This is a genomic window from Roseovarius sp. SK2 (assembly GCF_028807495.1).
GTDB classification, from domain to species: domain Bacteria; phylum Pseudomonadota; class Alphaproteobacteria; order Rhodobacterales; family Rhodobacteraceae; genus Roseovarius; species Roseovarius confluentis.
Genome location: NZ_JARAMK010000002.1, coordinates 81,880 through 106,497, shown reverse-complemented (window position 1 = coordinate 106,497; position 24,618 = coordinate 81,880). Strand labels below are relative to the sequence as shown.

The 24,618-nt window shown below is 65.2% G+C and carries 18 protein-coding genes; 8 read left to right on the top strand and 10 right to left on the bottom strand.

Annotation, left to right across the window (positions count from 1 at the left end):
• The first annotated feature begins 22 nt into the window (after positions 1–22).
• Positions 23–844 carry a transglycosylase SLT domain-containing protein gene (locus tag PVV74_RS04790; protein WP_103762385.1) on the top strand — a complete coding sequence of 274 codons (822 nt, stop codon included), beginning with the start codon at positions 23–25 and terminating at the stop codon, positions 842–844.
• Between the two features lie 160 nt (positions 845–1,004).
• On the opposite strand, the gene pepN is transcribed toward PVV74_RS04790, so the two are convergent.
• Positions 1,005–3,557, bottom strand: coding sequence for an aminopeptidase N (pepN, locus tag PVV74_RS04785; RefSeq protein WP_274592434.1), 2,553 nt, complete (start codon positions 3,555–3,557; stop codon positions 1,005–1,007).
• 297 nt (positions 3,558–3,854) lie between these two features.
• On the opposite strand from pepN, the gene PVV74_RS04780 reads away from it, so the two are divergent.
• Both PVV74_RS04780 and PVV74_RS04775 read left to right on the top strand, forming a co-directional pair.
• Entirely contained in the window at positions 3,855–4,631 is a 777-nt protein-coding gene (locus tag PVV74_RS04780; RefSeq protein ID WP_274592433.1) for a gamma-glutamyl-gamma-aminobutyrate hydrolase family protein, read from the top strand.
• A 97-nt stretch (positions 4,632–4,728) separates the two neighbouring features.
• Complete coding sequence (locus PVV74_RS04775) at positions 4,729–5,268, top strand: flavodoxin domain-containing protein (protein ID WP_274592432.1); 540 nt, start codon at positions 4,729–4,731, stop codon at positions 5,266–5,268.
• Between the two features lie 18 nt (positions 5,269–5,286).
• Here PVV74_RS04775 and PVV74_RS04770 read toward each other — a convergent pair whose 3' ends face one another.
• From PVV74_RS04770 to PVV74_RS04755, 4 genes are all read right to left on the bottom strand, one after another.
• A complete protein-coding gene (locus PVV74_RS04770) occupies positions 5,287–8,562 on the bottom strand; it encodes a Hint domain-containing protein (RefSeq protein ID WP_274592431.1) in 3,276 nt (1,091 codons plus the stop codon).
• 223 nt (positions 8,563–8,785) lie between these two features.
• Positions 8,786–11,611 carry a Hint domain-containing protein gene (locus PVV74_RS04765; RefSeq protein ID WP_274592430.1) on the bottom strand — a complete coding sequence of 942 codons (2,826 nt, stop codon included), beginning with the start codon at positions 11,609–11,611 and terminating at the stop codon, positions 8,786–8,788.
• Positions 11,612–11,790: 179 nt separating this feature from the next.
• Positions 11,791–12,147, bottom strand: coding sequence for an MmcQ/YjbR family DNA-binding protein (locus PVV74_RS04760; protein WP_103762389.1), 357 nt, complete (start codon positions 12,145–12,147; stop codon positions 11,791–11,793).
• Positions 12,147–12,902: an SDR family NAD(P)-dependent oxidoreductase gene (locus PVV74_RS04755; protein ID WP_274592429.1), complete on the bottom strand. Its 756-nt coding sequence runs from the start codon at positions 12,900–12,902 to the stop codon at positions 12,147–12,149. The genes PVV74_RS04760 and PVV74_RS04755 overlap by 1 nt, the downstream gene beginning before the upstream one ends.
• 431 nt (positions 12,903–13,333) lie before the next feature.
• Here PVV74_RS04755 and PVV74_RS04750 point away from each other — a divergent pair, with 431 nt between their 5' ends.
• The 4 genes from PVV74_RS04750 (at position 13,334) to PVV74_RS04735 (ending at position 19,399) form a co-directional block, all read left to right on the top strand.
• Entirely contained in the window at positions 13,334–14,908 is a 1,575-nt protein-coding gene (locus PVV74_RS04750) for a Re/Si-specific NAD(P)(+) transhydrogenase subunit alpha (RefSeq protein ID WP_103762391.1), read from the top strand.
• Positions 14,909–14,922: 14 nt separating this feature from the next.
• Positions 14,923–16,407, top strand: coding sequence for an NAD(P)(+) transhydrogenase (Re/Si-specific) subunit beta (locus PVV74_RS04745; RefSeq protein ID WP_274592428.1), 1,485 nt, complete (start codon positions 14,923–14,925; stop codon positions 16,405–16,407).
• Positions 16,408–16,727: 320 nt separating this feature from the next.
• Positions 16,728–18,008: a DUF3422 family protein gene (locus tag PVV74_RS04740; RefSeq protein WP_274592427.1), complete on the top strand. Its 1,281-nt coding sequence runs from the start codon at positions 16,728–16,730 to the stop codon at positions 18,006–18,008.
• A 134-nt stretch (positions 18,009–18,142) separates the two neighbouring features.
• Positions 18,143–19,399, top strand: coding sequence for an MFS transporter (locus tag PVV74_RS04735; RefSeq protein ID WP_274592426.1), 1,257 nt, complete (start codon positions 18,143–18,145; stop codon positions 19,397–19,399).
• A 94-nt stretch (positions 19,400–19,493) separates the two neighbouring features.
• Here PVV74_RS04735 and nusB read toward each other — a convergent pair whose 3' ends face one another.
• From nusB to ribB, 3 genes are read right to left on the bottom strand one after another with little or no spacing between them, the layout of a single operon-like run.
• Positions 19,494–19,967, bottom strand: a complete 474-nt coding sequence (gene nusB / locus PVV74_RS04730; RefSeq protein WP_103762395.1) for a transcription antitermination factor NusB — start codon at positions 19,965–19,967, stop codon at positions 19,494–19,496.
• The gene (locus PVV74_RS04725; RefSeq protein WP_103762396.1) at positions 19,964–20,506 is read right to left on the bottom strand and encodes a 6,7-dimethyl-8-ribityllumazine synthase; all 543 of its coding nucleotides are present in this window, start codon (positions 20,504–20,506) and stop codon (positions 19,964–19,966) included. Before PVV74_RS04725 ends, nusB begins: the two co-directional genes overlap by 4 nt.
• Before the next feature lie 4 nt (positions 20,507–20,510).
• Complete coding sequence (ribB, locus tag PVV74_RS04720; RefSeq protein ID WP_103762397.1) at positions 20,511–21,662, bottom strand: 3,4-dihydroxy-2-butanone-4-phosphate synthase; 1,152 nt, start codon at positions 21,660–21,662, stop codon at positions 20,511–20,513.
• A gap of 219 nt (positions 21,663–21,881) precedes the next feature.
• On the opposite strand from ribB, the gene PVV74_RS04715 reads away from it, so the two are divergent.
• Positions 21,882–22,217, top strand: coding sequence for a hypothetical protein (locus PVV74_RS04715; protein WP_274592425.1), 336 nt, complete (start codon positions 21,882–21,884; stop codon positions 22,215–22,217).
• A gap of 311 nt (positions 22,218–22,528) precedes the next feature.
• Here the strand turns inward: PVV74_RS04715 and PVV74_RS04710 are convergent, their stop codons facing one another.
• Both PVV74_RS04710 and PVV74_RS04705 read right to left on the bottom strand, forming a co-directional pair.
• The gene (locus PVV74_RS04710) at positions 22,529–23,323 is read right to left on the bottom strand and encodes a hypothetical protein (protein WP_274592424.1); all 795 of its coding nucleotides are present in this window, start codon (positions 23,321–23,323) and stop codon (positions 22,529–22,531) included.
• Entirely contained in the window at positions 23,320–24,615 is a 1,296-nt protein-coding gene (locus PVV74_RS04705; RefSeq protein ID WP_274592423.1) for a hypothetical protein, read from the bottom strand. Before PVV74_RS04705 ends, PVV74_RS04710 begins: the two co-directional genes overlap by 4 nt.
• Between the last annotated feature and the right edge of the window lie 3 nt (positions 24,616–24,618).

Below are 24,618 nucleotides of genomic sequence, written 5' to 3'. Positions count from 1 at the left end.
GGGTTCGGGGCAGACTGCGCCGATGCTCAGGTTTGCTGCCTTCTTTTTATGCCTGTGCTTTCAGTCACTTGCCGCGACCGGAGAGGACGCGGTTTTCCTGAAGGACGGCGTGGTCACGCGGATATCCCCCCCCGCGCGCGACGGAAACCTGCCGCGCACGCGGTGGGAGCATAAAGGCGATTCCAAGCTCTGGACACGGGCGGCGCTGGCCGCGCTGAAGGATCACGGCAGGCCGCTGACCGAGATCGTGCCGCGCGACATCGGCGACTGGTGCCCGGCCTATCCCGATGCCGGTCCCGCGCAAAGGCGGGCCTTTTGGGTCGGCTTTCTGTCGGCACTGGTGAAGCACGAGAGCACCTATCGTTCCTACGCCGTGGGTGGCGGCGGGCGGTGGTACGGGCTGACGCAGATCCTGCCCTCGACTGCAAGGCTTTACGGGTGTCGCGGACGGAGCGGAGGCGATTTGAAGCACGGGCCGACGAACCTGAGCTGCGCGATCCGGATCATGACCAAGACTGTGGCACGGGATGGCGTGGTGTCGCGGGGGATGCGCGGCGTGGCCGCCGACTGGGGGCCGCTGCACAGCCGGAGCAAACGGCAGGACATGATGGCCTGGACGCGGCGGCAGACCTATTGCAAGCCGATGAGCAGCGTGCGCCCGCAGGCCCGGCCCGATGACCTTGTGGTGGTGCGCACCTTGCCCGCGCCCGAACCGGAGGCGATCGGGACCGAGCCCGTCGTGCAGGACTTGCCGGAGGTGGCCGGGGGCGAGGCCGCCGTGAAGGAACTGCCGGCGGCCGCCGATGCGGCGCCCGAGCCGCAGCCGATTCCGGTTATCGAGTAGCCCCTGATCGCTTGATGCGGACGGCGCGGCGGATCTCGTCGAGCCTCTCGCGCTGCTTGGCGTTGAGATCGCCATTGCTGGGCTGCGCCGAGGTGGTGATAACCGACAGGAGCGGCTCGAAACCGGTCTGCCCTTCAAGCTTGTAGAGCTTGCGCGAAGTTCAGGTGCCGCGGATGCGGGTCACCATTTCGGTCGTGTCGGGGCTGAGGTCGGGCGTGGCGAGGATGCGGTCGAGCTGGGACTTGATGAGGCTCTGGCGGGTGTCGTCGTAGCGCCGCCACGTCTCGAAGGCCGAGCACATCCGCGCGGTGGTTTGCGGGTTGAGGGGATCGAGCCGGATCAGCCAGTCGGCCAGAAGTTCGTAGCCCGCGCCCGAGACGTGGTGAAAGCCTGCCGCGTTCATCGTGAGCGCGCCGAGTGTGGCGCGGAAGCGGTTGGGATTTTTCATCGTGAAATCAGGGTGTTCGGTGAGGCGGGCGGCTGTTGCGGCGGCATCTTCGGGGGCGGCGTGGACGACCTGCATCATGAACCACTTGTCGATCACGAGGCGGTCCTGCTGCCACTGGTCATAGAAGGATTTCGTGGCCGCATCGCCCTTGCCGGCCTGAAGCAGGCAGGAGAAGGCGGCAAGTTGTTGCGTCATGTTGTCGGCGGAATCGAACTGTTTCTGCGCCTGCGTGCCGCCGTCGAGCCGGTTGATGAGGCTGAGCGCGGCGTTGGCGAGCGACCGTGCGCCGGATTGCTCGGCGTCGGGCCGGTAGGGCTCGGACACCTGGAACTGCGCGTAAAGGCGCGTGGCGGTGTCCTGCATCCGCTCGGCGCGGGCGTGGCGCAGGGTTTCGATGGCGTCCCAGATCGCCTGCGGGTCGGGCGTGGTGCCGGTGTCATGGAGCGTCTGGGCGAGGTCGTCCTGGCTGGGAAGGCCGAGGGCCAATGCGCGGAAGGCCGGGTCGAGGCTGTCGTCGCGGGCCATGGTGTGCACGGCGTCGATATAGGCCTCGTCGGGCGCAGCACCGTCGCGGATCATGGCGACAAGGGCGTCGCGGGCAAGGTCGCGGCCCGCTTCCCACTTGTTGAAGGGATCGGTGTCGTGGGCGAGCAGGAAGGCGCGTTCGTCGTTTGTGGTGTCGCGGTCGACGATGACGGGCGCGGAGAAGCCGCGGAGGATGGAGGGGACGGGTTTCGACGACAGGCCGTCGAAGGTGAAGCTTTGCTTGGTTTCGGTCATTTCGAGCACTTTTGTGGGCTGCACCTCGTCGCCGTTCGGCGAGAGGAGACCGACGGCGATGGGGATGACACGCGGTGGCTTGTCGTCCTGTCCCGGGGTGTGGGGCGTCGATTGCTCGAAGGTGAGGGTGTAGGTGCCGTCTGCATAGTCTTCGGACACGGCGACGCGAGGGGTGCCGGCGTCCTCGTACCAGCGCTTGAATTGGGCAAGGTCGCGGCCTGTGGTGTCCTCGAACACCTTGAGCCAGTCCTCGATCGTGGCGGCGTCGCCGTCGTGGCGGGTGAAATAAAGGTCGAGGGCCTTATAGTAGGCCTCATCCCCCACGAGGGTCTTCAGCATCCCGATGAGTTCGGCGCCTTTTTCGTACACTGTGGCGGTGTAGAAATTGTTTATCTCGACAAAGCTGGCGGGGCGGACGGGGTGCGCGAGCGGCCCGTTATCCTCGCGGAACTGGCGGGCGCGCAGGGTGATGACGTCGTCGATGCGCTTGACGGGTTCCGAGCGCATGTCGGCGGTGAACTGGGCGTCGCGGAAGACGGTCAGACCTTCCTTCAAGCAAAGCTGGAACCAGTCGCGGCAGGTGATGCGGTTGCCGGTCCAGTTGTGGAAATATTCGTGCGCGATGATCGCCTCGATCCGCTGGAAATTCATGTCGGTCGAGGTTTCGGGGCTGGCCAGAACGGCGGAGGAGTTGAAGATGTTCAGGCCCTTGTTTTCCATAGCGCCCATGTTGAAATCGTCGACCGCGACGATGTTGAAGATGTCGAGGTCGTATTCGCGGCCATAGGTGTCCTCGTCCCATTTCATGGACTTCTTGAGAGCTTTCATGCCGAAGGCGCATTTGTGTTCGTCACCGGGGCGGACCCAGATGTTGAGGTCGACGTGCTTGCCGGACTTGGTGGTGAACGTGTCGGGGTGGTTGATCAGGTCGCCCGCCACGAGCGCGAAGAGATAGGCAGGCTTGGGCCAGGGATCGTGCCATTCGGCAAAACCGTCACCGGACCCGCGGGGGTTGCCGTTGGAGAGCTTGATCGGCGCGTCGCCTTCGATGCGGACGTCAAACGTGGCCATCACGTCGGGGCGGTCGGGGTAATAGGTGATCTTGCGAAAGCCCTCGGCCTCGCACTGGGTGCAATACATGCCGTTCGACATGTAGAGACCTTCGAGGGCAGTGTTCTCGACAGGCGCGATTTCGACCTCGGCCTCCCAGGTGAAGGGGGCGTCGGGGGCCTGCATGGTCAGGCCGCGGGGCGTGATGTCGGGCGTGACCTCGGCCCCGTCGATGCGGGCGGAGATGAGCGTAAGGTCCTCGCCGTCGAGACGCAGGGGGCCGCCCGGGCCGTCGGGGTTGGGACGGAAGGCGATCTTGCTGATCACGCGGGTTTTTTCCGGGTCGAGTCGGAAGGTGAGCGAGACGTGATCCACCAAGTGCGCGGGGGGCGTGTAATCGGCAAGGTAGATGGCTTGCGGGGCGGCGTCTTTCATCGCGTATCTCTCCGGCTGTGCAGGGTTTGCGCGGAGGGTAGGGCGATGCGGCAGGGGAGGCAACGCGGAAACGGGGGCGCTGGTACAGACGGACGCGCCTTGGCCCCCCTCGCGCCGGGATGCAAAGTGGCGCGTCGGGGGGGGTGCCTCCGCCTGCGCCTTGAAACTAGGCGGTGCGGGTTTGGAATTGATTAACGGGGCGGCAAATTTGCAGTCCCGCTTGTGCGCATGTTGAGGTTTTCTTATCTGTGCGGGATATTATCCTTAGGTCGTAATCGCAGCAGGTGAAGGATAGACATGACGCGCCCCGTGATCGGCATTATCGGCAACAGCTACTCCATCGACGACCGCTATCCCGTACACGCTGTGGGGCGGATGAATTCCGAGGCGGTGTCGGAGGTGTCGGACTGTATCCCGATGCTGGTGGCGAGCGACCCCGCGCTGGTGAGCGTCGAGGAATTGATGGAGATCTGCGACGGGTTCGTTCTGACTGGCGGGCGGCCCAATATTCATCCCGAAGAATATGGCGAGGACGCCACGGAGGCGCATGGCGCGTTTGACCGGGAGCGCGATGCGCTGACCCTGCCGCTGGTGCGGGCCTGCGTGGCCAGTGGGCAGCCGATCCTCGGGATTTGCCGGGGGTTCCAAGAGGTCAACGTGGCAATGGGCGGGACGTTGCATCCCGAGATCCGCGAATTGCCGGGGCGTGACAACCACCGGATGCCGCCTGACGGCACGCTGGAGGAAAAATTCGCGCTGCGCCACGAGGTGAGCTTTGTCGAAGGCGGCGTTTTCCATCGGCTGATGGGGTCCGAGAAGGTGATGACCAACACGCTGCACGGGCAGGGAATCATCCGGGAAGGCAAGAACGTCGTGATCGACGGTTATGCCCCCGATGGTACGCCCGAGGCCGTCTACATCGAGGGCGCGCCGGGCTTTGCGCTGGCGGTGCAGTGGCACCCGGAGTGGAATGCGGCGAACGACCCGGTCAGCCGGTGCCTGTTCGAGGCGCTGGGCGATGCGGCGCGCGCGTGGCAGGCGGGTGAGCGCGGGCCGGCGCTGCGCTCGGCCTGAGGCCCGTTAAAGCAGGTCCGGGACATTGATGCAGGACAAGGCGCGCGCTGTGGTGCCGTGAGACGATCCTTTCCGTTCCAGATGGGAGGATCCTGCGATGAACATCCTGATTGCCTATGCCACGACCGAGGGGCAGACCCGGAAGATATGCCGCTTTTGCGCCGACCTGCTGATCGAGGCGGGACACAGCGTGGAGCTGTTGCAGGTCAGCGGGCGGACCCGTGACCTTGACCCGGCGCGCTATGACGCGAGCCTTCTGGCGGCGTCGATCCACCTGGGGCGGTTTCAGAAGGACATGATGAAATTCGCGACGCAGCACGGCGCCGCGTTGAGCGCGCATCCGTCGCTGTTTTTGTCGGTGTCGTTGGCCGCCGCAGGGGACGACGCGCAGGATTGGGCCGATCTGGAGCGGATCGTGGCGGCGTTTTGCGACGACACGGGGTATCGTCCCGCAGAGGTGGAACAGGTGGCGGGTGCGTTTCGATTCACGGAGTATGATTTCTTTCGCGCCTGGGCGATGCGCTACATCGCGGCGGTAAAAGGCGAAACGGTCGATCCGCATTGCGACACGGAATACACCGATTGGGATGGCTTGCGCCGGGTCGTGACGGCATGGGCCAAGGCTGCGACGGCCTAAAGCATATTGCGAAACGCCTCAGTAATGCGGGCCGTCGGTGTCTTCGATCAGCAGCGCGGCCTCGTGTTTCTTCAGGCAGGGACGGGCGGTTTCCAGGTGGTGTCCGGGCGCCGTGCGCAGTTCGGGGAAGAGGGCGAACAGTTCCTCGCGGGCGGCCTCTTCGATGGCGCCCAAGCCAACGTCGCCGGCGTGGAAGCTTTCCGTGGCGAAGCCCTCGGCGTAGATGACCTCGTGGTGGTCGAACATCAGGTGGATATACGTGACCTCGTCGCGGGGCTGGCGCAGCACGTCGCGCCCGTCGACGAGGTGCTTGGCGGGAACCAGAACCTCGGACTCGCCAAAGAGAAGCTCGGCGCGATAGCCGGTGTAGAGGATGCGGTGCTGGGGTGACACCAAAAGGCCCTTGCGCGCGGGGTCGAGCGCGTTGGCGCCGACGCGGATGGGGGCGAAGCGACCGTGGCCCTGCACGGTGCGTTTGCCGATCCAGCGGATCGGGCGCAGGCCCTGGTCGCGCGTCACGACCATGTCGCCGGGTTGCAGGGTTTCGATCGCGCGGTCGCCATGGCTGGTGAGGATCATCGTGCCGGGGGTGAAGCAAATGATGTTCTCGATCTCGGAGAAGGTGACGGACGTGCCGTCGGCCATGGTGAAGCTGCCCGACATGCCGGTGCCGGGATCGCTGTCGGAGAAAGTGATGTCGTTCCGGCCCACGTCCGGGGTGAGGATCAGCGTGTCGCCATTGGTCTCATTGCCTTCGCCACCCGTGATGGAAATGGCGCCGTTGCCGGTGCCGGTGGTGTCGAGATCCCGAAGCGTGAAGGTGTCGTCGCCGTCGCCGCCGGTGACGGTATCGCCCTGATCGACGGTGATGCTGTCATTGCCGGCACCCGCGTCGACGCTGTCGGCACCGTCGCCGCCGTCGATGCTGTCGTTGCCGTCTCCGCCGGTGATGATGTCGGCGTCGAGGCCGCCGTCGATCACGTCGTGTCCTTGACCGCCCGAGATCGTGTCGTCGTCGTCCTGACCAAAGATCGTGTCGTTGCCGTCGCCGCCAAGGATGCTGTCGGCGTTGTCGCCGGGGTTCTGGTCGGTGCCGTCGTTGGGCAGGTTGTAGAGCGGGTAGTAGGGATAGAGCGGATTGGAGGCCGAGACGTCGCCGTAGATCAGGTCGTCCTCGGTGCCGCCGTCGATGGTGTCGCGCCCGGCATTGCCTTCGATCAGGTCCGCGCCCGCGTCGCCGGTGATGCTGTCGGCGTCGAACCCCGCGTCGATGGTATCGTTGCCCGCGCCGCCGGTGATGATGTCGTCGTCGTCGCCGGTCAGGATGCGATCATTGCCGAGGCCGCCCTCGACGGTGTCGCGGTCATCGAACGGGTCGGGATCCGAGGCGTAGTTCAGGCCGGGATTGCCGGGATCGGTATAGCCGGTGTCGGGCAGGCCGTAGCCGTCACCGCCGCGGCTGTCGATAAGGTCGTGGCCATCGCCGCCGCGCAGACTGTCGCTGCCGCCTTGCCCGTAGAGGGTGTCGTTGCCGGTGCCACCGTCGATCTGGTCGTCGCCGGTGCCGCCCCGCACGGTATCGTTGTCGGCACCCCCATGGACGGTATCATTGCCCGCGCCCGCCATGATGGAATCGGCATCCGTGCCGGTGGCGTTGTCGGCAGCGTCGACGGCGTCGCCTTCGGGATCGCCGGTATAGCTTGCGTCGATACTGTCTGCGCCTGCGGTGCCTTCGACGATGTCGTCGGGTGCGGGGACGCCCATTGCGGCGAGTGCGTCTTCATCCGACAGGTCGGCGGGGGCGATGCCGACGAGCACGATGCTGTCGCCGCTGGGCAGGCTGAGCAGGGCGTTGCCGAATCCGTCGTCCCCCACGGTAATGTCGCGGGTATTGAGCTGGTTGCCGGCGGCGTCGGTCGCGCCGGAGAGATCCAGTTGATCCTGTCCCGTGAAAGTCCCGTCGCCGTTGTCGACCGGGCCTTCGAAGCCGGTCACCGTGTCGGCGCCGTTGCCGTCGGAGACAACGACCGTGTCGGTGGCGGTGTCGCCCGCGCCCAGGTCGATGCTGTCATCGCCCGCGCCGCCCGTGACGGTGTCGGCCCCGGCACCCGCAAAAACCGTGTCGTTGCCGTCCCCGGCGGTCACCAAGTCATTCGCGCCGGTGGTTTCGGTCGTGGCGTAGAGTTCGACCGAGTCGAGTGACGCGCCCTCGGAATCGCTGGCCCCGGCGCCGCGGAATTCCAGCGTGCCGGTGCCGTCGCCCGCCCCGCCGACGAGGTTGTAGGTGTAGGTCTGCCATCCGCCATCGGGGGGATCGATGCTGTCGATCAGCTGTCCGTTCCAGTAGACGTCGATCGTGTTGTCCTGCGCCGTGCCGTCATCGGCGTTGGACAGATCGCCCGCGTCGAAGCTGAGCTGGTAGATCCCGTCAGGCTGAAGGCCCGTGACGGTCTGGGAGATCACGAGTTGCTGGCCCGCGTCGCCTTCGATGTCGAGCCAGTTGGCGCCATCGGTGGCGGTGAGCCCGCCGCGCCCGTCACTGTGAAAATCGACGGAGCTGCCATTGGCGTCGGTCCAGCCGGGGACGGTGCCGCCGGCGCCCTGGAAGCCGAAACCCACGGGGGTCATGCCGGTGGTGTCTTCGAAGGAGCCGTTGACGATCAGGTTGGGGCCTGTGGGCACGAAGTCATCGGCCGAGATGCGGTCGTTGCCGGTGCCGCCCAGGATGGTGTCGGCGCCGTCGCCGCCGAAGATGTGGTCGTCTCCGGCTTCGCCGTTCAGCCGATCATTGCCGGAGCCGCCGTCCAGCGTGTCGTTCCCGCCGGTGCCGAAGACGGTGTCGTTGCCGCCTTGGGCATGAACGCGGCTGCCAGTACCTGTCGAGTTGATGCCGGGGGCATCGTCGACAAGGTCGTCGCCATCGCCCGCATGAACGGTATCGGCGCCGTCGCCATAGGTGATCGTGTCGTTGCCGGTGCCGGTCGTGAGGGTTTCGGAGTCTGCATCGCCGGTGACGGTGTGATCGCCGTCGCCGAAAGTCAGTGTTTCGAAATGGTCCAGCAGGGTGCTGCCGCCCAAGCTGGCGTCGGAGGCTCCGCCATAGCCCGCCTCGCCCACGGTGAAGGTCGTGGCGCCGTCGGTGAGGCTGATCCGGCCCGTCGCCTTGTCGATGTCGATGGCATAGGGTTCCGGCAGGGCGGAGAAATCCAGCGTGTTGCCTCCCGCGGATTCCGAGACCGCCGCCCAGAAGGCCGGGTCGTTCCAGTTGGCCGTGGTGACGGTGTAGGTGGTCATGGTGCGCGCCGCTGGCGCCGCGCACGCGGGCGCGATGCCTCACGCAAGGCCCCCGGACGGGGGCATCTGTTAACCCTGATCACCATTAATCCTACTCGATCCGCTTTGTCGTGGTCGGTTCGTTTAATGTCCGACGTTGGGAGCGACATTAGAATCCGGGCTTGGCCCGAATTCGGATGGAATGTGGCGAGAGTAAGATTTTTCCTTAAAATTAAGTGATTTATCACGCCGCCATTACAAGCGCGGCACGTGGTTCAACCAAGAGGCGCGCCTCGTGCGCGCGCAGGCACAGCCGGGCGGTGTCACCATAGGCCGAGAGATCGCCCCGCAGGTGCGGAAAGGCGCGGAACATGTCCTCTCGGGAGGCATCCGAGAGCGCACCGACGCCCACATCTGCGGCAAGGAAGCTTTCGGTTGCGGCGCCCTCGGCATAGACGATTTCGTGCTGGTCGAGCATCATGTGGAAATAGGTGACAAGGCTGCGTTCGGCGATGCGCACATCTTGTCCGTCGACAAGGTGCTTGGCCGCCACCAGAACCTCGCTTTCGCCAAAGAGCAGCTGGCTGCGGTAGCCCGAGAACATCAGCCGGTGCTGCGGTGAGACCAGAAGCGGTCGGCGGGCGCGTTGCATGATGGTGGAGTTGACGGCGATGGGAGCGAACTTGCCGCGGCCCTCGACCGTGCGTTGACCCAGCCAGCGAATCGGCTGTGGGCCGTTGTCGCGCGTGATGACCAGGTCGCCGGGGCGGAGCGTCTCTATAGCGCGTTCGCCTTGGGGTGTCAGGATGCGTGTGCCGGGGGTGAAGCAGATGATGTTCTCGATTTCCGAGAAGTTTACCGTGGTGCCGTCGGCCAGCGAGAAATTGCCCGAAAGGCCGCCCGCGCCGTCATCGGTGTCGGTGAAGGTGATGTCGTCGAAGGTGACATCGGGCGTGAGTTGCAGCGTGTCGCCGTTCGTCTCGTTGCCTTCGCCGCCGACAATGGTGATGGTGCTGGACCCGGCCTCGCCCAGGTCGCCCAGCACGAAAAGGTCGTCGCCGTCACCGCCAAAGGCGCTGTCGCCTTCGGCCAGGTACATCTCGTCGTCGCCGAGGCCGCCATAAAGGCTGTCGGCGCCGGTGCCGCCGATCAGCGTGTCGTTTCCGCCGCCCCCGAAGATAGCGTCGTTGCCGGCGCCGCCGCTGAGGCTGTCGTCGCCGCCGGAAGCCGTGGCCGGTCCCATGACCTGGCTGCTGTCGGCAAGGGCCTCGGTGGTGCCGCTCGGGCTGGTGACCTGTCCCGAGATGACTTCGCCCCCGGCATTTTCCCAGTGTCGCACCTCGATGGTGTATATGCGCCCCGCCTCCAGTTCGACGGTGCCCGAACGGGTTGTCGCGCTCTGGTGGAAGTCGTTGTCCATGAAATCGGCCGTGCCGCCACCCTGGTTGGTGAAGGTCAGGGGGTCGCCGTTTTCATCCAGCAGCCGGATGGTCGAGCCGTCGTCCGAGGTTGTCGAGAACGTGTAGGTCCCGTCTTCGGACGCCAGGAACTGCGAGGTGTAGATCACGCCGAAGTCATTGGCGTCGCCGGTCGTGCCGCGGGCCTCGTGCACGAGGGTTGCCGAATTGAACCCATCCGATTGACCCGAGCCGACCAGCGTTCCCGACTCGATGTCGAAGGCCTGCCCGTTGGCATCGGAGAAGTCGTGGTTGTAGACCTGATAGTCCCATTGCCCTGCGGCCGGCGCGTCGTCGCCATAGATCAGGTCGTTGCCGTCGCCGCCTGTGACGGTATCGGAGCCGCCCTCTGCATGGATCGTGTCGTTGCCGGAGCCGCCGTCGATGCTGTCGTCGCCGGGGTCGCCCTCGCCGATCTGGTAGTCGGCGTCCACCCGGTTCGCGCCGATGGTCGCGTTGTCGCTGTCGACGCTGTTTAGCGTGATCGACTCGATCGGCTGGCTGGTCAGGATCGTGTTGTCGGCGTTGTTGCTCAGTTCGGGCAGCATGAAGACGTCGCCGGTGGTGGTCTGGATGACCACGGCGGTGAAATCCTGTGAAGACCTGTCGACGAAGGTGACGGTGGCGCTGTAGACCAGGCCGGAATCGATCTGGTAGCTTGTGCCGCCGATGACGATGTTCTCGGGTGTCTGGCCGTTGTCGTTGTCCTGCAGCGTGCCGTCGCTGTTGCTGTCGAAGGTCTGGGCGTCGAGGAACTGCTCGAAGAGCGGGTTGCCGGCGTCGCCGTAGGTCCCTTGAAGGGCGGTGGCGTTTTCGCTGGCGGTATTGGTCTCGGTCGGGTCCACATCGGGGGCGGAGCCGAGGCTGATGACGGTGAAGGTGCTGCCCGGCGTGTTGGTGCCGCCGATCGAGCTGGTCTCGCGCGGATCGCTGTCGCCATAAATCAGGTCGTTGCCGTCGCCGCCCAGGATCGTGTCGTTGCCGGACCCGCCATAGACGGTGTCGTCGGCGAGACCTGCCACGACGCTGTCGTTGCCCGCGCCGGCATGGATGAGGTCGGCGTTGAGGCCCGCGCCGGTGCCGTCGCCGCCGTCGGCCACGTCGCCCTGCGGGTCGCCCGTGTAGCTGCCGTCGATGGTGTCGTCGCCTTCGGTGCCGTCGACGATCTGGTCGGTATAGTCCTGCGCGTTGAAGGCGATATCGCCCGCGGCGGCGTTGGGGTTGCTGTCGTAAGCCTGCACCTGGTAGCTGCGGCCGGCCACCAGCGGCACCTCGGACAGGGTGTAGAGTCCGGCTGCGGCGCCGTTCTCGACGTCGAACTGGATGACCTGGAAGGTCTGGCCGGTAACGGTGTCGCGCAGGGTCCAGACAAGTTCGGCATCGACAGTGGTGTTGACGGAGGTGTCGTTGCCCAGCGTGACATCGGCCGTGGCGGTCTCTCCGCCGGCGCTGTCGTCGTCGAGCGTGAATTCCTGGATCCCCGTCTCGTTGTCGGTGATGACGGCAGTGCCCGCAGCGGTGCCGGGACCGCCCCAGGTGAAGGTGCTGCCGGTACCGGTCGGGATGTTGCCGGCCGGGTTGTAATCGTAGAAATTGACCTCGTACGTGGCCATGGTCTTCCTGCCTTCCTTTGTCAGTCCGCGGTCTGTGCCGCGTGACCCCCGGCGCGTCTTTTGCTGCTCTGTCGCCGGTTGTTTCCAGAATGGATACAGAGTGTCCGTGGCCGGAAAGCGGGGGGTTTTAGGCGAATTTTAGGTGAATTAAGGCAAGTTCTGGACGTGGTGTTTCAGGCTCAGATGCCCAGTTCAGCCCTTTTTTTCCTGGTCAGCTTGGCGGTCACCAGGTCGTAGGACAGAGCAAGATGCTCTTTCAGGCTGTCATCCGAAAGGCCGGGATCATCGTGGACTTGCAGCCACTTCATCCCGCGCGAGGCAAGGTAGGGGGCCGGGCGGATACCCGGCTGATCCTGCAGGACCTCAAAGGCGATGTCGGTGGCCTTGAACGTGTAGGCGTCGCGACCGTCGTTCCACCCGGCGATGGCAAAGACCTTGCCGCCGACCTTCCAGACGTCGGCGTTGCCCCATTGCACGACATGGGCGGTGGCCGGCAGCGACGCGCAGAAGGTCATGAACGCGTCGCGGGGTAGCATCAGACCTGGCCGCCGGCGATCTCGATGGTCTGGCCGTTCACGCTATCGGAGCCCGGGCCGCAGAGCCAGGTGACGGCGGCGGCGACCTCGTCGGGCAGAATGAGGCGCTTGTGGCGGTTGGCGTCGACCATCATGGAGCGGGCGGTGTCGGCATCGACCCCGGCGCGGGCGCTGATGGCGTCGACGTTGCGGGTGACGATGTCGGTGTCGACATAGCCGGGGCAAACCGCGTTGAAGGTGAAGGGACTGCCCATGTAGTCCTCGCTGAGGGCGCGGACGAGGCCGATCAGGCCGTGTTTGGAGGCGGAGTAGGCGGCGGCGCCCTTGAGCCCCCTGAGGCCCGCGATGGAAGAGATCGCCACAACGCGGCCCCAGTCGGTGCCTTTCATCGAGGCCATGGCGCTGCGGATGGTCCAGAACGCGCCGTCGAGATTCGTGGACATTGTGCGGTGCCAGAAATCGGTGTCGGTTTTCGACAGGCTGCGGCCTTCGGCGATGCCGGCATTGGGCACGCAGACCTGGATGGGCCCGCGTTCGGCAACGGAGGCGGCAATGCCTTCGACCACGCTGGCCTCGTCGCGCACGTCCATGACCTGGGCGTGCAGGCCGTGGGAACTGGCGGCCTCTTCCAGAACCTCGGGGCGGCGGCCGGTGATGGTGACGTCTGCGCCGCTGCTTTGGAGCGCGCGGGCGATGGCGAGGCCAATGCCGGTGCCGCCGCCGGTGACAAGAGCGTGTTTTCCTGTAAGCGTCATGAGCGCAACTGTGCCGCAGGGCGCGCGGCTTGCCAAGAGCCGCGTTGGAAGGACTGGCAAGGCAAACTGGTATACTCTATACCAGTTGTCGGGCGATTCCGAAGAGGCAGCTGTGTGGCTATGATGCTGGGATGGATCTATGTACCTTGCGAGAAGGCGACCGGCGCACGGGGTGTATCCGGGCCGGCGGTGGTCGGTCTGGCGGGGTTCGCTCTCGGCGGGGACCGGCGCGGCTGGCTGCGACGAAAGTTTCGAATGAATTTTGCGCGATACTGTGAAAAGACACGATGGTGATTTGACAGGATGCGACAATCGCTACATTTCAAGCGGGTAAAAATTGTGTGATAAGCCGTGCCCGACCATTAGGGTTCAGAAAACGACAGGCCGAGAGGCCGCCACATGTGACCGTCAGAAAACGGGGGGAGTGAAAGTTGAAGATCGGAACACCAAAAGAGGTGATGGAGGGTGAGGCGCGCGTTGCCATGACGCCGGACTCGGCCCTGCAACTTCAGAAACTGGGCCATGAATGCGCCATCGAGACCGGAGCGGGAGAGCGCGCGGGTTTCACGGATGCGGATTACAAGGAGGCCGGTGTCGAGATTATCAAGTCGCCCGCAGCCTTGTGGAAAGCCTGTGACATCATCGCCAAGGTGCGCGTTCCCACGGATACCGAGGTCAAGCGCCTGACCAAGGGCCAGACCCTTATTTCCTTCTTCAACCCGGGCGGGAACGAAGAGCAGATGAAGATCGCCGCCGAGAAGGGCGCGACCGTCATCGCGATGGAATCAGTGCCGCGGATTTCCCGTGCGCAGAAGATGGATGCGCTGTCGTCCATGGCCAATATCGCCGGCTATCGCGCGGTGATCGAGGCCGGCAACAATTTCGGCCGCTTCTTCACCGGCCAGGTAACCGCCGCGGGCAAGGTGCCGCCGGCCAAGGTGCTGGTGGTCGGTGCCGGTGTGGCGGGGCTTGCCGCGATCGGCACCTCGACCAGCCTGGGCGCGATCACCTATGCGTTCGACGTGCGGCCCGAAGTGGCCGAGCAGATCGAATCGATGGGGGCGGAATTCGTGTTCCTCGATTTCGAGGAAGATCAAAAGGACGGATCGGAAACCGGCGGCTATGCCGCGCCGTCCAGCCCCGAGTTCCAGGAAAAGCAGCTGGAAAAATTCCGCGAGATGGCGCCCGACATGGACATCGTCATCACCACGGCCCTGATCCCCAACCGGCCCGCGCCGGTTCTGTGGACCAAGGACATGGTCGAGATGATGAAGAACGGTTCGGTCATCGTGGATTTGGCCGCCGAGCGCGGCGGCAACTGCGAGCTGACCCAGAAGGACGAGAAGATCGTCACCGACAACGGCGTGACCATCGTCGGTTACACCGACTTCCCCAGCCGGATGGCGACGCAGTCCTCGACTCTTTACGCCACCAACATCCGTCACATGATGACCGACCTGACGCCCGAGAAGGACGGCAAGGTCGTGCACGACATGGAAGACGACGTGATCCGGGGCGCCACTGTGACGCATGGCGGCGAGATCACCTATCCGCCGCCACCGCCCAAGGTGTCCGCCATCGCGGCGGCCCCGAAGAAGGAAAAGCCAAAGGAACTGACGCCGGAAGAGAAGAAGGCGCAGGAGGTGGCGGCCTTCAAGAAACAGACGATGAACCAGGTGGGCCTGCTGGGTGTCGGCGCGTTCCTGGTGCTGCTGGTCGGCACCGTGGCGCCGGCGAGCTTCATGCAGCACTTTATCGTCTTCGTGCTGTCGGTCTTTATCGGGTTCCAGGTGATCTGGGGCGTGGCGCACAGCCTGCACACGCCGCTGATGGCCGTGACGAACGCGATTTCGTCGATCATCATCCTGGGCGCGCTGATGCAGATCGGCTCGACCTCCTACCTCATCACGCTGCTGGCCGGGCTCGGCATCTTCATGGCGGCAATCAACATTTTCGGCGGCTTCCTGGTGACACGGCGCATGCTCGCCATGTTCCAGAAATCGTAAGGGGGTAAGGGACGATGGATTTCGGATTTACCATTGCGGCCTATGCGGTCGCGGCAGTTCTCTTCATCCTCAGCCTGGGCGGTCTGTCCGGGCAGGAAAGCGCGAAACGCGCGGTGTGGTACGGCATTGCCGGTATGGCGATTGCCGTTCTGGCGACGCTGATCGGCCCCGGCGCGGGGCTGTGGCTGGTGTCGCTGATCATGATCGCGGGCGGTGCCGTGGTGGGCTATCAGCTGGCCACCAAGGTGCAGATGACGCAGATGCCCGAATTGGTGGCAATCATGCATTCGCTCGTCGGCTTGGCCGCGGTCTTCGTGGGCTTCAACGCCGATATCGAGCTGGGGCGCGTGGCGGCGCAGTTTGCCGATGCGGGCCTGCCCTTCCCGCGGCCCGAGGAAGTGACGGCGGAAGGCGTGGCCTTTGCCAAGCAGTTCACCGGGTTCGCCGCGATCGTCGCCAAGAAGACGGCGGTGGAAGTGTCGATCCTGAAGGTCGAACTGGTGCTGGGCATCTGGATCGGTGCGGTGACTTTCACCGGGTCGGTGATTGCCTATGGCAAGCTGGCCGGCAAGGTTGACTCGGCGGCCACGAAGCTGCCGGGCGGGCATATCCTGAACGCGGCCGCCGCGGCGCTGTCGCTGGTGCTGGCGATCATGTACCTGAGCGGGTCGGGCAGCTGGACGCTTGTTGTGCTGACGCTGCTGGCGCTGTTTATCGGCTATCACCTGATCATGGGGATCGGCGGCGCGGACATGCCCGTGGTGGTCTCGATGCTGAACAGCTATTCCGGCTGGGCGGCGGCGGCCATCGGCTTCAGCCTTGGCAATGACCTCTTGATCGTCGTGGGCGCGCTTGTGGGCTCCTCGGGTGCGATCCTGAGCTACATCATGTGCAAGGCCATGAACCGGTCCTTTGTCAGCGTGATCCTGGGCGGCTTCGGCGGCGCGGGTGGCCCGGCGGCGGAAGTCGAGGGCGAGCAGGTGCCGATCGATGCCGACGGCGTGGCCAACGCGCTGAACGAGGCCGACAGCGTGATCATCGTGCCGGGCTATGGCATGGCGGTGGCGCAGGCGCAGCAGGCGGTCAGCGAACTGACCAACAAGCTGCGGGCGCAGGGCAAGGAAGTGCGGTTCGCCATTCACCCCGTCGCGGGGCGTCTGCCGGGGCATATGAACGTGCTTCTGGCCGAGGCGAAGGTGCCATATGACATCGTGCTGGAGATGGAGGAGATCAACGACGATTTCCCCGACACCGACGTGGTGATCGTGATCGGCTCGAACGACATCGTGAACCCTGCCGCGCAGGATGACCCCAACAGCCCCATCGCCGGGATGCCGGTGCTGGAGGTCTGGAAGGCCAAGAACGTGTTCGTGTCCAAGCGCGGTCAGGGCACGGGGTATTCCGGCATCGAGAACCCGCTGTTCTTCAAGGACAACACGCGGATGTTCTATGGCGACGCCAAGGACAGCGTGACGGCGTTGTTGTCGAAGATCGGGTAATCTCCGCTCGTTTGGAATTGGAGAGGGCCCGCCGGTTGGCGGGCCTTTTTCGTTGGGCCCGAGGCAGAGGTCCCGGATCAGGTCCGGGACGAGGGAAGTATTGTCGCGGTGGGTTTGAGGCGCGTGGGTTTTCACCCACCCTACGAGGGTCGCTTGATTTCCCGCGTCGGGATGGATGATGATGCAGGTGCCATTGCAGATGGCTAAATTTGCGCCAGTATACCGTTGCATTCCGCTAAGTCATTGAAAGCGCATTTAAAACTATTTTCATCCCTGGGCCGTATCGCTAATGTCCCCGGAAACGACAGGACGCGAGAGCCATGCCGCCAATTGAAGATCATCCGCTGCGATTCGAGCTGTCCAACGAACTGCACGCGCGGCCGTTTCCCAATCTGAGCGCGCCGGCGACCGGCGTGTTCCTGGCGATCAAGCGGGTCGAGGGGGCGGCGGCGCGGGACAGGGGCGATGACCTGGCGCATCTGACGGCGCTGCTGGACCGCTATGGCGCGGCGCATCCCAAGCCGGGTGCCTCGCATTATTCGGGCGATATCGGCAAGCACCATCTGAAGTGGGAGCGGCATACCGAGTTCGTCACCTATACCGCGTTCCGCGACGGGGTCAGCGACAGGCCCTTCGATCCGGCGGATTTCGAGGTGTTTCCCGCCGATTGGTTGAGCGAGGCGCCGGGGCACCGGATGACCTCGGCCATGGTACGGATCGAGACGCAGAAGGACGAAGATACGGTGCGCCAAAACATCCACGACTGGTTCGTGGCCGACAGCGTGGCCGTGGCGCGGGTCTTGGATGACAGTGCGATCATCGCGGGGGATTTCCGGATCGACCCGGCGGGGCATCTGCGGTTCATGGTCAATGCCTCGGCCGATATCGGCACGCGGCGGATGGGGCGCGTGGTGCAGCGTTTGTTCGAGATCGAGACCTACAAGACCATGTCGATGCTGGGCTTTGCCCGGGTGGGCGAGATGCGGCCCGACATGGGCGCGCTGGAAGAGCGGCTGACGCATCTGATCAGCAACATGCCGGGCGGGTCGGTGGCCGCGGAGGACACGCTGGACGACCTGCTGGAGATCTCGGCCAAGCTGGAGGGGATGGTGGCGCGGTCGTCCTATCGCTTTGGCGCGACCTCGGCCTATGAGCAGATCGTGAAGCAGCGCATCACCGTGCTGCGCGAGGAGCGGTTCAACGGTCGGCAGACCTTTGGCGAGTTCATGATGCGGCGCTATGATCCGGCCATGCGCACGGTTCTGTCTACCAAGGAAAGGCTGGACGCGATGTCGGACCGGGCGATGCGGGCGGGCGAACTGCTGCGGACGCGGGTGGACGTGGAGCGCAGCGCACAGAACCAGGACCTGCTGGAGAGCATGAACCGCCGGGCAGACATGCAGTTGCGCTTGCAGCGCACGGTCGAGGGGCTGTCGGTGGTGGCGATCAGTTACTACGCGGTGTCGCTGGCGGGGTACGTGCTCTACCCGCTGACCGAGCCGACGGGGCTGTCGAAGGAGATGCTGACGGCGATCGTGGCGCTGCCGGTGGTGGCGGCGGTGTGGTGGATGATCAAGCGGGTGCGCGAGAAGTTGGACTAGCGCCGTGGGTCTTGCCAACCCGACGCGGTGTCGCGGGGCGAAGCCAAAGCGGCGTCGGTGGGACGACGGAGGTCGGCGAAGCTGACAGGAGTGGCGAAGGGGCACAGGGGCTGCCGAATCGAAAGGGGCACGTGATGTTTCAGGCTTTTGCGGGGATCTGGGCGCTGCTGATCGGGATCGTGCTGATCATGCTGGGCAACGGCATGCATTTCACGCTGATCGGTCTGCGCGGGGATATCGAGGGGTTTTCCTCGGGCGAGCTGGCGGTCGTGACATCGGGCTATTTCGTGGGGTTCCTGCTGGGGGCACGCTATGCGCCGCGCCTGATCCGTCGGGTCGGGCATGTGCGGGTGTTCGCGGCACTGGGCAGCTTCATGTCGGCCGGACTGATTGCCTTTCCGCTGCTGGCCGAGCCGTGGGCGTGGACGCTCTTGCGCGTATTGATCGGGTTCGCCATGTCGGGGATCTATGTCACCGCGGAAAGCTGGCTGAACAACGCGGCCACGAACGAGACGCGCGGCAAGATCCTGTCGGCCTACATGATCGCGCAGACGCTGGGCATCATCGGGGCGCAGGGCCTGCTGAACCTGGGCGAGACGGCGGGGGCGTCGCTGTTCATCGGGGCGTCGATCCTGGTGTCGGTGTCCTTTGCGCCGATCCTTCTATCCGTCACGCCGGTACCGGCGGCGGAGGTGATCCGCGCGATGCCGTTGCGCGAGTTGTTCACGGGCTCGCCACTGGGCACGGTGGGGATTTTCCTGCTTGGCAGTCTGTACGCCACGCAGTCGGGGATGGGCGCGGTCTATGGCGCGCAGATCGGGATGGGCAAGGGCGAGATCGCGCTGTTCATCGCGATGCTGTTCGGCGGCGCGCTGGTGCTGCAATACCCTATCGGCTGGCTGTCGGACCGGATCGACCGGCGCAAGGTGATCTTCGGCGCGGCGGCACTGGGGGCCGCGTTCTGCCTGCTGGGGTGGGCCATGGGCGGCACGTACTGGCCGTTGATGGCGGCGGCGTTCCTGACCGGGGGCGTGACGACGCCGCTGTATTCGCTGCTGCTGGCCTATACGAATGATTTCCTGCCGGTCGAGGACATGGCGGCGGCCTCGGGCGGGCTGGTTCTGACCTTCGGGATCGGGGCCATCCTTGGCCCGTTGGCGGCGGGCTGGGTGATGGACGTGGCGGGGCCGTCCGCGTTCTGGCTGGTGCTGGCGGTGGCGTTCGCGGCGATTGCGGTCTATGCCGCATACCGGATGACGAAGCGGGCGGCGACGCCGGTGGAGGAGACCGAGAGTTACCTGGGCGTGCTGCCGGCCTCGTCGGCCTTCGTGGTCGAGGCGGCGGGCGCGTGGTCGGCCGAGCAGGGTGAGGACGACGACAAGGACAATTGAGGTGCGCGCCGAGGTGGGGTGAAACCCCACCCTACGTCGGCATTTGAGGTCCCGGATCAAGTCGGGGACGGCGCAGGGAGTGGCCTCGGCCCGGTCAGAACGCTTCGGGTTTGGCCTCGCGCGCCATGTGGTCGAGCACCGCGTTGACGAAGCTGCCTTCCTTGCCCTCGGGATAGAAGCTGCGGGCGACATCGACGAATTCGTTGATGACGACCTTGACCGGCGCTTCGCCTTCGAGGAATTCCGCCCCCGCGGCGCGGAACACCGCCCGCAGGGTGGGGTCGATGCGCGCGATGGGCCACTTGGCCACCAATGCGCGGTCGGTCATCTGGTCGATCTTGGATTGCCAGTTCACGGCTTGCTCGACCAGCTTGCGGAAGAGGTCGATATCGCCGTCGGCCATTTCGATGCCTTCCTCGAATTCCTGTCCAAAGCGGAAATCGAGGAATTCGCGGATGATCGTCTCGTAGGACTGGCTGGAATGCTCCATCTGAAAGAGCGCCTGCACGGCGTAGAGCCGCGCGGCGGAGCGCATCTTGCGTTTCTGGTTGCCGGATAGTTCGGTCATGCGGTGGGGTTGTCCTTGAGCTCGCCTGCGAGCTTGTATTCCTCGGCGTCGGGCATGAAGCCGACGCCCTTGCGGGTGCCCCACTTGCGGGTGAGGGCGATAAGGTGCAGGGCGGCGGCGGCGGCGCCTGCGCCCTTGTTCATCTGCTCGGGATCGGCGCGTTCCACGGCCTGATCGCGGTTTTCGACCGTAAGGATGCCGTTGCCGATGCAGAGGCCCTGCAGGCCAAGCAGGGTGATGCCGCGGCTGGAATCGTTGCAGACCGTCTCGTAGTGGGTGGTGGCGCCGCGGATGACGCAGCCAAGCGCCACGTAGCCGTCGAAGTTCGACAGGCGCTCGGCGATGCCGATGGAGGTGGGGATTTCCAGGGCGCCGGGTACCTCGATGAGGTCGAAAGTTGCGCCCGAGGCTTCGATCTCGGCGCGGGCACCTTCGATCATCATGTCGGCGATGTCACGGTAGAAGGGGGCCACGACGATCAGCAGTTTTACCGGCTTGTCGAACGTGGCGCGGGGCAGGGTGTATTCGGTTCCGGCCATGGCGTTATCCTTCGCTGAGGGGGTGCGTGCCGACGATGCTGATGCCGTAGGCGTCGAGCCCGAGGTAGCGCGTCTTCGGGCTGTCGGTCACGAGGATCAGTTCGTGCAGGCCCATGGTGGACATGATCTGAGCACCGAGACCGGTCTGCTTGATGGTGCGTGGCGTGTCGTCCTCTTCCATTTCCGAGGCGAGGCTGGGCCGGGGCTGGCGGAAGAGGAAGACGGCACCGCGGCCTTCGCGGGCAATGATGTTCATGGCGCGGGGCAGTTTGCCGGTGGGACCTTCGGATTTGGCGTCAAGGCCGATGCCCAGCACGTCCTCGAGCGCGTTGAGCGCGTGGGTGCGGGCCAGCACGGGCTTGCCGTCCGTGATGTCGCCCTTGGACAGCACAACATGCTCGGTATCGGTGATCTGGTCGGCAAAGATGCGCATGTCCCATTCGCCGCCATGGGACGAGTTGACGGTCTCGCGCCGGACCTCGCGCACGAGGTTGTCGTGCTTGTGGCGATAGGCGATGAGGTCGGAAATGGTGCCGATCTTCATGCCGTGCGTCTTGGCGAACTCCACGAGGTCGGGCAGGCGGGCCATGGTGCCGTCGTCCTTCATGATCTCGCAGATCACGCCGGAGGGGTTGAGGCCGGCGAGCCGGGAAATGTCGACGGCGGCCTCGGTATGGCCGGCGCGCACGAGCACGCCGCCGTTGCGGGCGCGCAGGGGAAAGACATGGCCCGGCGTGGCGATATGGGCCTGGGTGTTCTGCTCGTTGATCGCGGTCGAGATGGTCAGCGCGCGGTCGGCCGCCGAGATGCCGGTGCTGACGCCCTCGCGCGCCTCGATGCTGACGGTGAAGGCGGTTTCGTGCCGCGACGAGTTGTTCACGGCCATCATCGGCAGGCCAAGGCGGTCGATGCGCTCGGAGGTCATGGGCAGGCAGATGAGACCCTTGCCGTGGGTGGCCATGAAGTTGATGACTTCGGGCGTGGCGAATTCGGCGGGGATCACCAGGTCGCCTTCGTTCTCGCGGTCCTCGTGGTCGACGAGGATGAACATGCGGCCCGCGCGCGCCTCGGCGATAATCTCTTTGGTGGGGGAGATCGCGGAGCGCAGTTCGGCCTCGACGGGCCCGGGTTTTTCGAAGGCTTGGGTTTCGGACATCTGGCGCCTCTGGGGTTACAGGCCCGCCAGATAGCGCAGGGGTGTGCGGAAGGCCAGAGGGGATGTCGGGTTATGGTGTCCGACTGACGCGTTCGTGCGCATGTGACGGACGAGATGTCGCGGCGGAATGGCAACGATCAACCGGTGATGCCGGGGCTTTCCCTTGAGGATGGGGGCCAATGTGCTACTATTACAGGTGAAGCGCAAAGGAGTCGTCCAATGCCCAAGCTCATCCGCATGTATATCGTGAACGTCGCCATCGGCTTCGGCCTTGCGGCGGTGTTCGTGGGGATGTTGCTGTGGTTCGATATCGCGAACCTTTGGCATCTGGTCAGCCATTCCGACAAGGGTTGGCTTGCGGTTCTGCTGCTGTGGGTGTCGAACGGCATTGTCTTTGCGGGCGTACAGTTCGGCATCGCGGTGATGCGGATGAAGGACGACGACGATGATGACGGCCCCGGTGGCGGGTTGCGCCAGCATGTCATGCGGCAGGATCATGCGACCATCCCTGTGCGCGCGGACCAGGGCGAGCGTCCGTTCTGGAGCAAGCGCTAGAAAGCGTATCCGGTTTGAAAGGCTGAGAGGCGCACGGCGGGTTGCGTCGGGTGCCGCATAGACGTTGCGGCGCGTGGGTTTTCACCAAACCTACGTGGCGGCAAAAGGTGTGACGGGCCCGCACGCAACCGTTTGGTTATCTCATTCCCGAGGACCTGTATATACAGGTGGGCGCCGGGTAACCGGACCAGGGCCCGGACAGAGCCAGCTCCCTCGGAATTGCTTAAGGCCACCGGAATGCAACCGTTCACGAGAAGGGCAGCACCCGTCACCAGACTGAGGTAAGACGTCGGGGGCGGTGCGGCAAGGGGCTATTCCGAAGCATCCGAAATAAATCCGTAGTCGCGCAGCTGCTCGGGCAGGAGCACGTAGATCTCGTCGGGCGGGGTGGCGAGCGCGTGGGTCATGACCATCGGATCAATGCCCATCTGGTCGAGGTAGAGCATGACCTCGCCCTGGCCGGCCTGGATATCCTCGACGGCGAAGGAGGCGGGCAGGATCGTGCTTTCGCCGAAATAGTGCTGGTGGACGCCGACCTGCGCCGCGTCGTCGATATCGCGTGTGGCCCCACCGGCCAGCATGTAGGGGCAGGCGGAGAAGCAGTATTCGCCGGAGAGCATGCGCGTCGTGAGGCCGGTTTCGCGGAAATGGCGCCCGAGGGCCAGCGCCTCGGTCACGGTGCCGCCGGGGGATTGCAGGATCAGGGTTTCGGGCGTGGGTGTGCTTTCCTCCAGCCGCTTCATGATGCGATCCGCGTCGCCCGGCGCGATGCCGCCTTCGAGGCGGTAGGTGGTGCCGTCTTCCTGTGTGAGCACAAGCCGTTCGGGCAACTCGCCCGGGTCGCGCGCGGGGCGCGTGGCGGGGCGGTCACGGTCGGGGCGGAAGAGGCGGCGCTGGTCACCGGGGCGCACGGGTTCGGTCAGCCGGGGGGCGTCGGGAGCCATGCCCGGCAGCCGGAAACCCGACGCGCTGACATCGCCCAGCACCAGCATGGCGCCGATGCCGATCTGAAAGATCAGCGCGCCGGTGAGGATGCGGGCCACGGGCGGGCCGTGTTTGGATTTGGGCTTTTCGGTCGGGCCGTTCCCGGTGTCGTCGTCGCTCATGGCGTGGTTCCGGTGATGCGCTTGACCTTGTTGCGGTCCTCGCGCGTGTCATCCTCGCCGGGTTTGCGCGGGGCGGGCGTGTCCTCGATTTCATGCGCCACGGCGATGGCAGCGCGCAGTTCGGCCACGGTCATGGAGTCCTCGATATCGGTGCCGTCGCGCATCGAACGGATCATGCCGTGGGTGATCGACAGGATCAGCACCAGGACGGCGGGCAGAAGGTCGATGGCGATGGCCCCGGCCCAGGAAGGCACGAAGTTGCGGGCATAGAGGATGACCGCGTCGGCCGACGATATGGGCGTGTATGTGACCTCTGCCGCGGGTTCGAGTGCGGCCACCTCCTGGGCGGCGTTTTCCAGGGTGGCGGCGCGCTGGCCGAGGACTTCGAGAACGGAGGTGATGGTGGCGGCCTGGTCGCCGCGCCCGGCCTCAGTGCGGCTGTCGAGCTCTGGCAGAACGACGGAGGCCGAGAGATCCTGTGCGGCGCGCTCCACCAGTGGCGCGACGGTAAGCTGGCGCATCTGGGTGATGAGGCCCTGCAGGCGCACGGCGGCCTCGGAAAACTCGACCGAGCGGGCCTCGACGGGCCCGGGCTCGACCGTCAGAGCGCGCATGCGGCTGAGAATGGTATTGCCCTCGGCGAAGGCGGTGTCGACGAGCGGTGTCTGTTCGGCGATCTGTTCCTCGAGCGCGGCCAGTTCGGCGGATTTCTGGCGCAGCACGCGAAAGACGGCGCCACGGCCGGCGAGACCCGAGAGGTTGCCGGTGGCTTCCTGTTCGCTGAGATCCTCGAAGGATTGGCGGACGCGGGCGACGTCGCGGCCCAGGGCCTGTCCGGTGAGGGCAATCTCGTGGGCGCGTTCCAGGCTTTGCTGGTAGTCCTGCACGGTCTCTGCCAGGTGCTGTTCGACGGCAGCCGAGCCCGCCAGCGCGGCGGCGTTGAGCCAGCTGGACATGGCGATGATGGCGACCGAACCGAGGCCCATCGCGCCCAGGAGCCCGACGCGGGCGCGGGCGGAGGTGACGGCAGGGAAGAGGCGGAGAAGGTAGGACCAGAAGACGAAGATGCCGACCGAAACGGCGACGGAATAGGCCAGCGCCGCGAAGGTGGACATGGCGCCGGTGTCGTCCAGCAGGGAGGAGACGCCGAGATAGGTGTAGATGCCCGAAGCCACGGCCAAAACGCCGAGGGCGGTGCCCGAGAAGGTCTCCAGCCAGTCGATATGACCTTCGAGATCGCGGGCATAGCGGGCGCCGCGGGTGCGGGAGGAGTTTGTTTTCGGATCGGGCATGGC

What these genes read in the sequence shown, in the direction of transcription:
- PVV74_RS04790 (WP_103762385.1), top strand. Translation starts at nt 23, where the DNA reads ATGCTCAGGTTTGCTGCCTTCTTTTTATGCCTGTGCTTTCAGTCACTT.
- pepN (WP_274592434.1), bottom strand. Translation starts at nt 3,557, where the DNA reads ATGAAAGACGCCGCCCCGCAAGCCATCTACCTTGCCGATTACACGCCC.
- PVV74_RS04780 (WP_274592433.1), top strand. Translation starts at nt 3,855, where the DNA reads ATGACGCGCCCCGTGATCGGCATTATCGGCAACAGCTACTCCATCGAC.
- PVV74_RS04775 (WP_274592432.1), top strand. Translation starts at nt 4,729, where the DNA reads ATGAACATCCTGATTGCCTATGCCACGACCGAGGGGCAGACCCGGAAG.
- PVV74_RS04770 (WP_274592431.1), bottom strand. Translation starts at nt 8,562, where the DNA reads ATGACCACCTACACCGTCACCACGGCCAACTGGAACGACCCGGCCTTC.
- PVV74_RS04765 (WP_274592430.1), bottom strand. Translation starts at nt 11,611, where the DNA reads ATGGCCACGTACGAGGTCAATTTCTACGATTACAACCCGGCCGGCAAC.
- PVV74_RS04760 (WP_103762389.1), bottom strand. Translation starts at nt 12,147, where the DNA reads ATGCTACCCCGCGACGCGTTCATGACCTTCTGCGCGTCGCTGCCGGCC.
- PVV74_RS04755 (WP_274592429.1), bottom strand. Translation starts at nt 12,902, where the DNA reads ATGACGCTTACAGGAAAACACGCTCTTGTCACCGGCGGCGGCACCGGC.
- PVV74_RS04745 (WP_274592428.1), top strand. Translation starts at nt 14,923, where the DNA reads ATGGATTTCGGATTTACCATTGCGGCCTATGCGGTCGCGGCAGTTCTC.
- PVV74_RS04740 (WP_274592427.1), top strand. Translation starts at nt 16,728, where the DNA reads ATGCCGCCAATTGAAGATCATCCGCTGCGATTCGAGCTGTCCAACGAA.
- PVV74_RS04735 (WP_274592426.1), top strand. Translation starts at nt 18,143, where the DNA reads ATGTTTCAGGCTTTTGCGGGGATCTGGGCGCTGCTGATCGGGATCGTG.
- nusB (WP_103762395.1), bottom strand. Translation starts at nt 19,967, where the DNA reads ATGACCGAACTATCCGGCAACCAGAAACGCAAGATGCGCTCCGCCGCG.
- PVV74_RS04725 (WP_103762396.1), bottom strand. Translation starts at nt 20,506, where the DNA reads ATGGCCGGAACCGAATACACCCTGCCCCGCGCCACGTTCGACAAGCCG.
- ribB (WP_103762397.1), bottom strand. Translation starts at nt 21,662, where the DNA reads ATGTCCGAAACCCAAGCCTTCGAAAAACCCGGGCCCGTCGAGGCCGAA.
- PVV74_RS04715 (WP_274592425.1), top strand. Translation starts at nt 21,882, where the DNA reads ATGCCCAAGCTCATCCGCATGTATATCGTGAACGTCGCCATCGGCTTC.
- PVV74_RS04710 (WP_274592424.1), bottom strand. Translation starts at nt 23,323, where the DNA reads ATGAGCGACGACGACACCGGGAACGGCCCGACCGAAAAGCCCAAATCC.
- PVV74_RS04705 (WP_274592423.1), bottom strand. Translation starts at nt 24,615, where the DNA reads ATGCCCGATCCGAAAACAAACTCCTCCCGCACCCGCGGCGCCCGCTAT.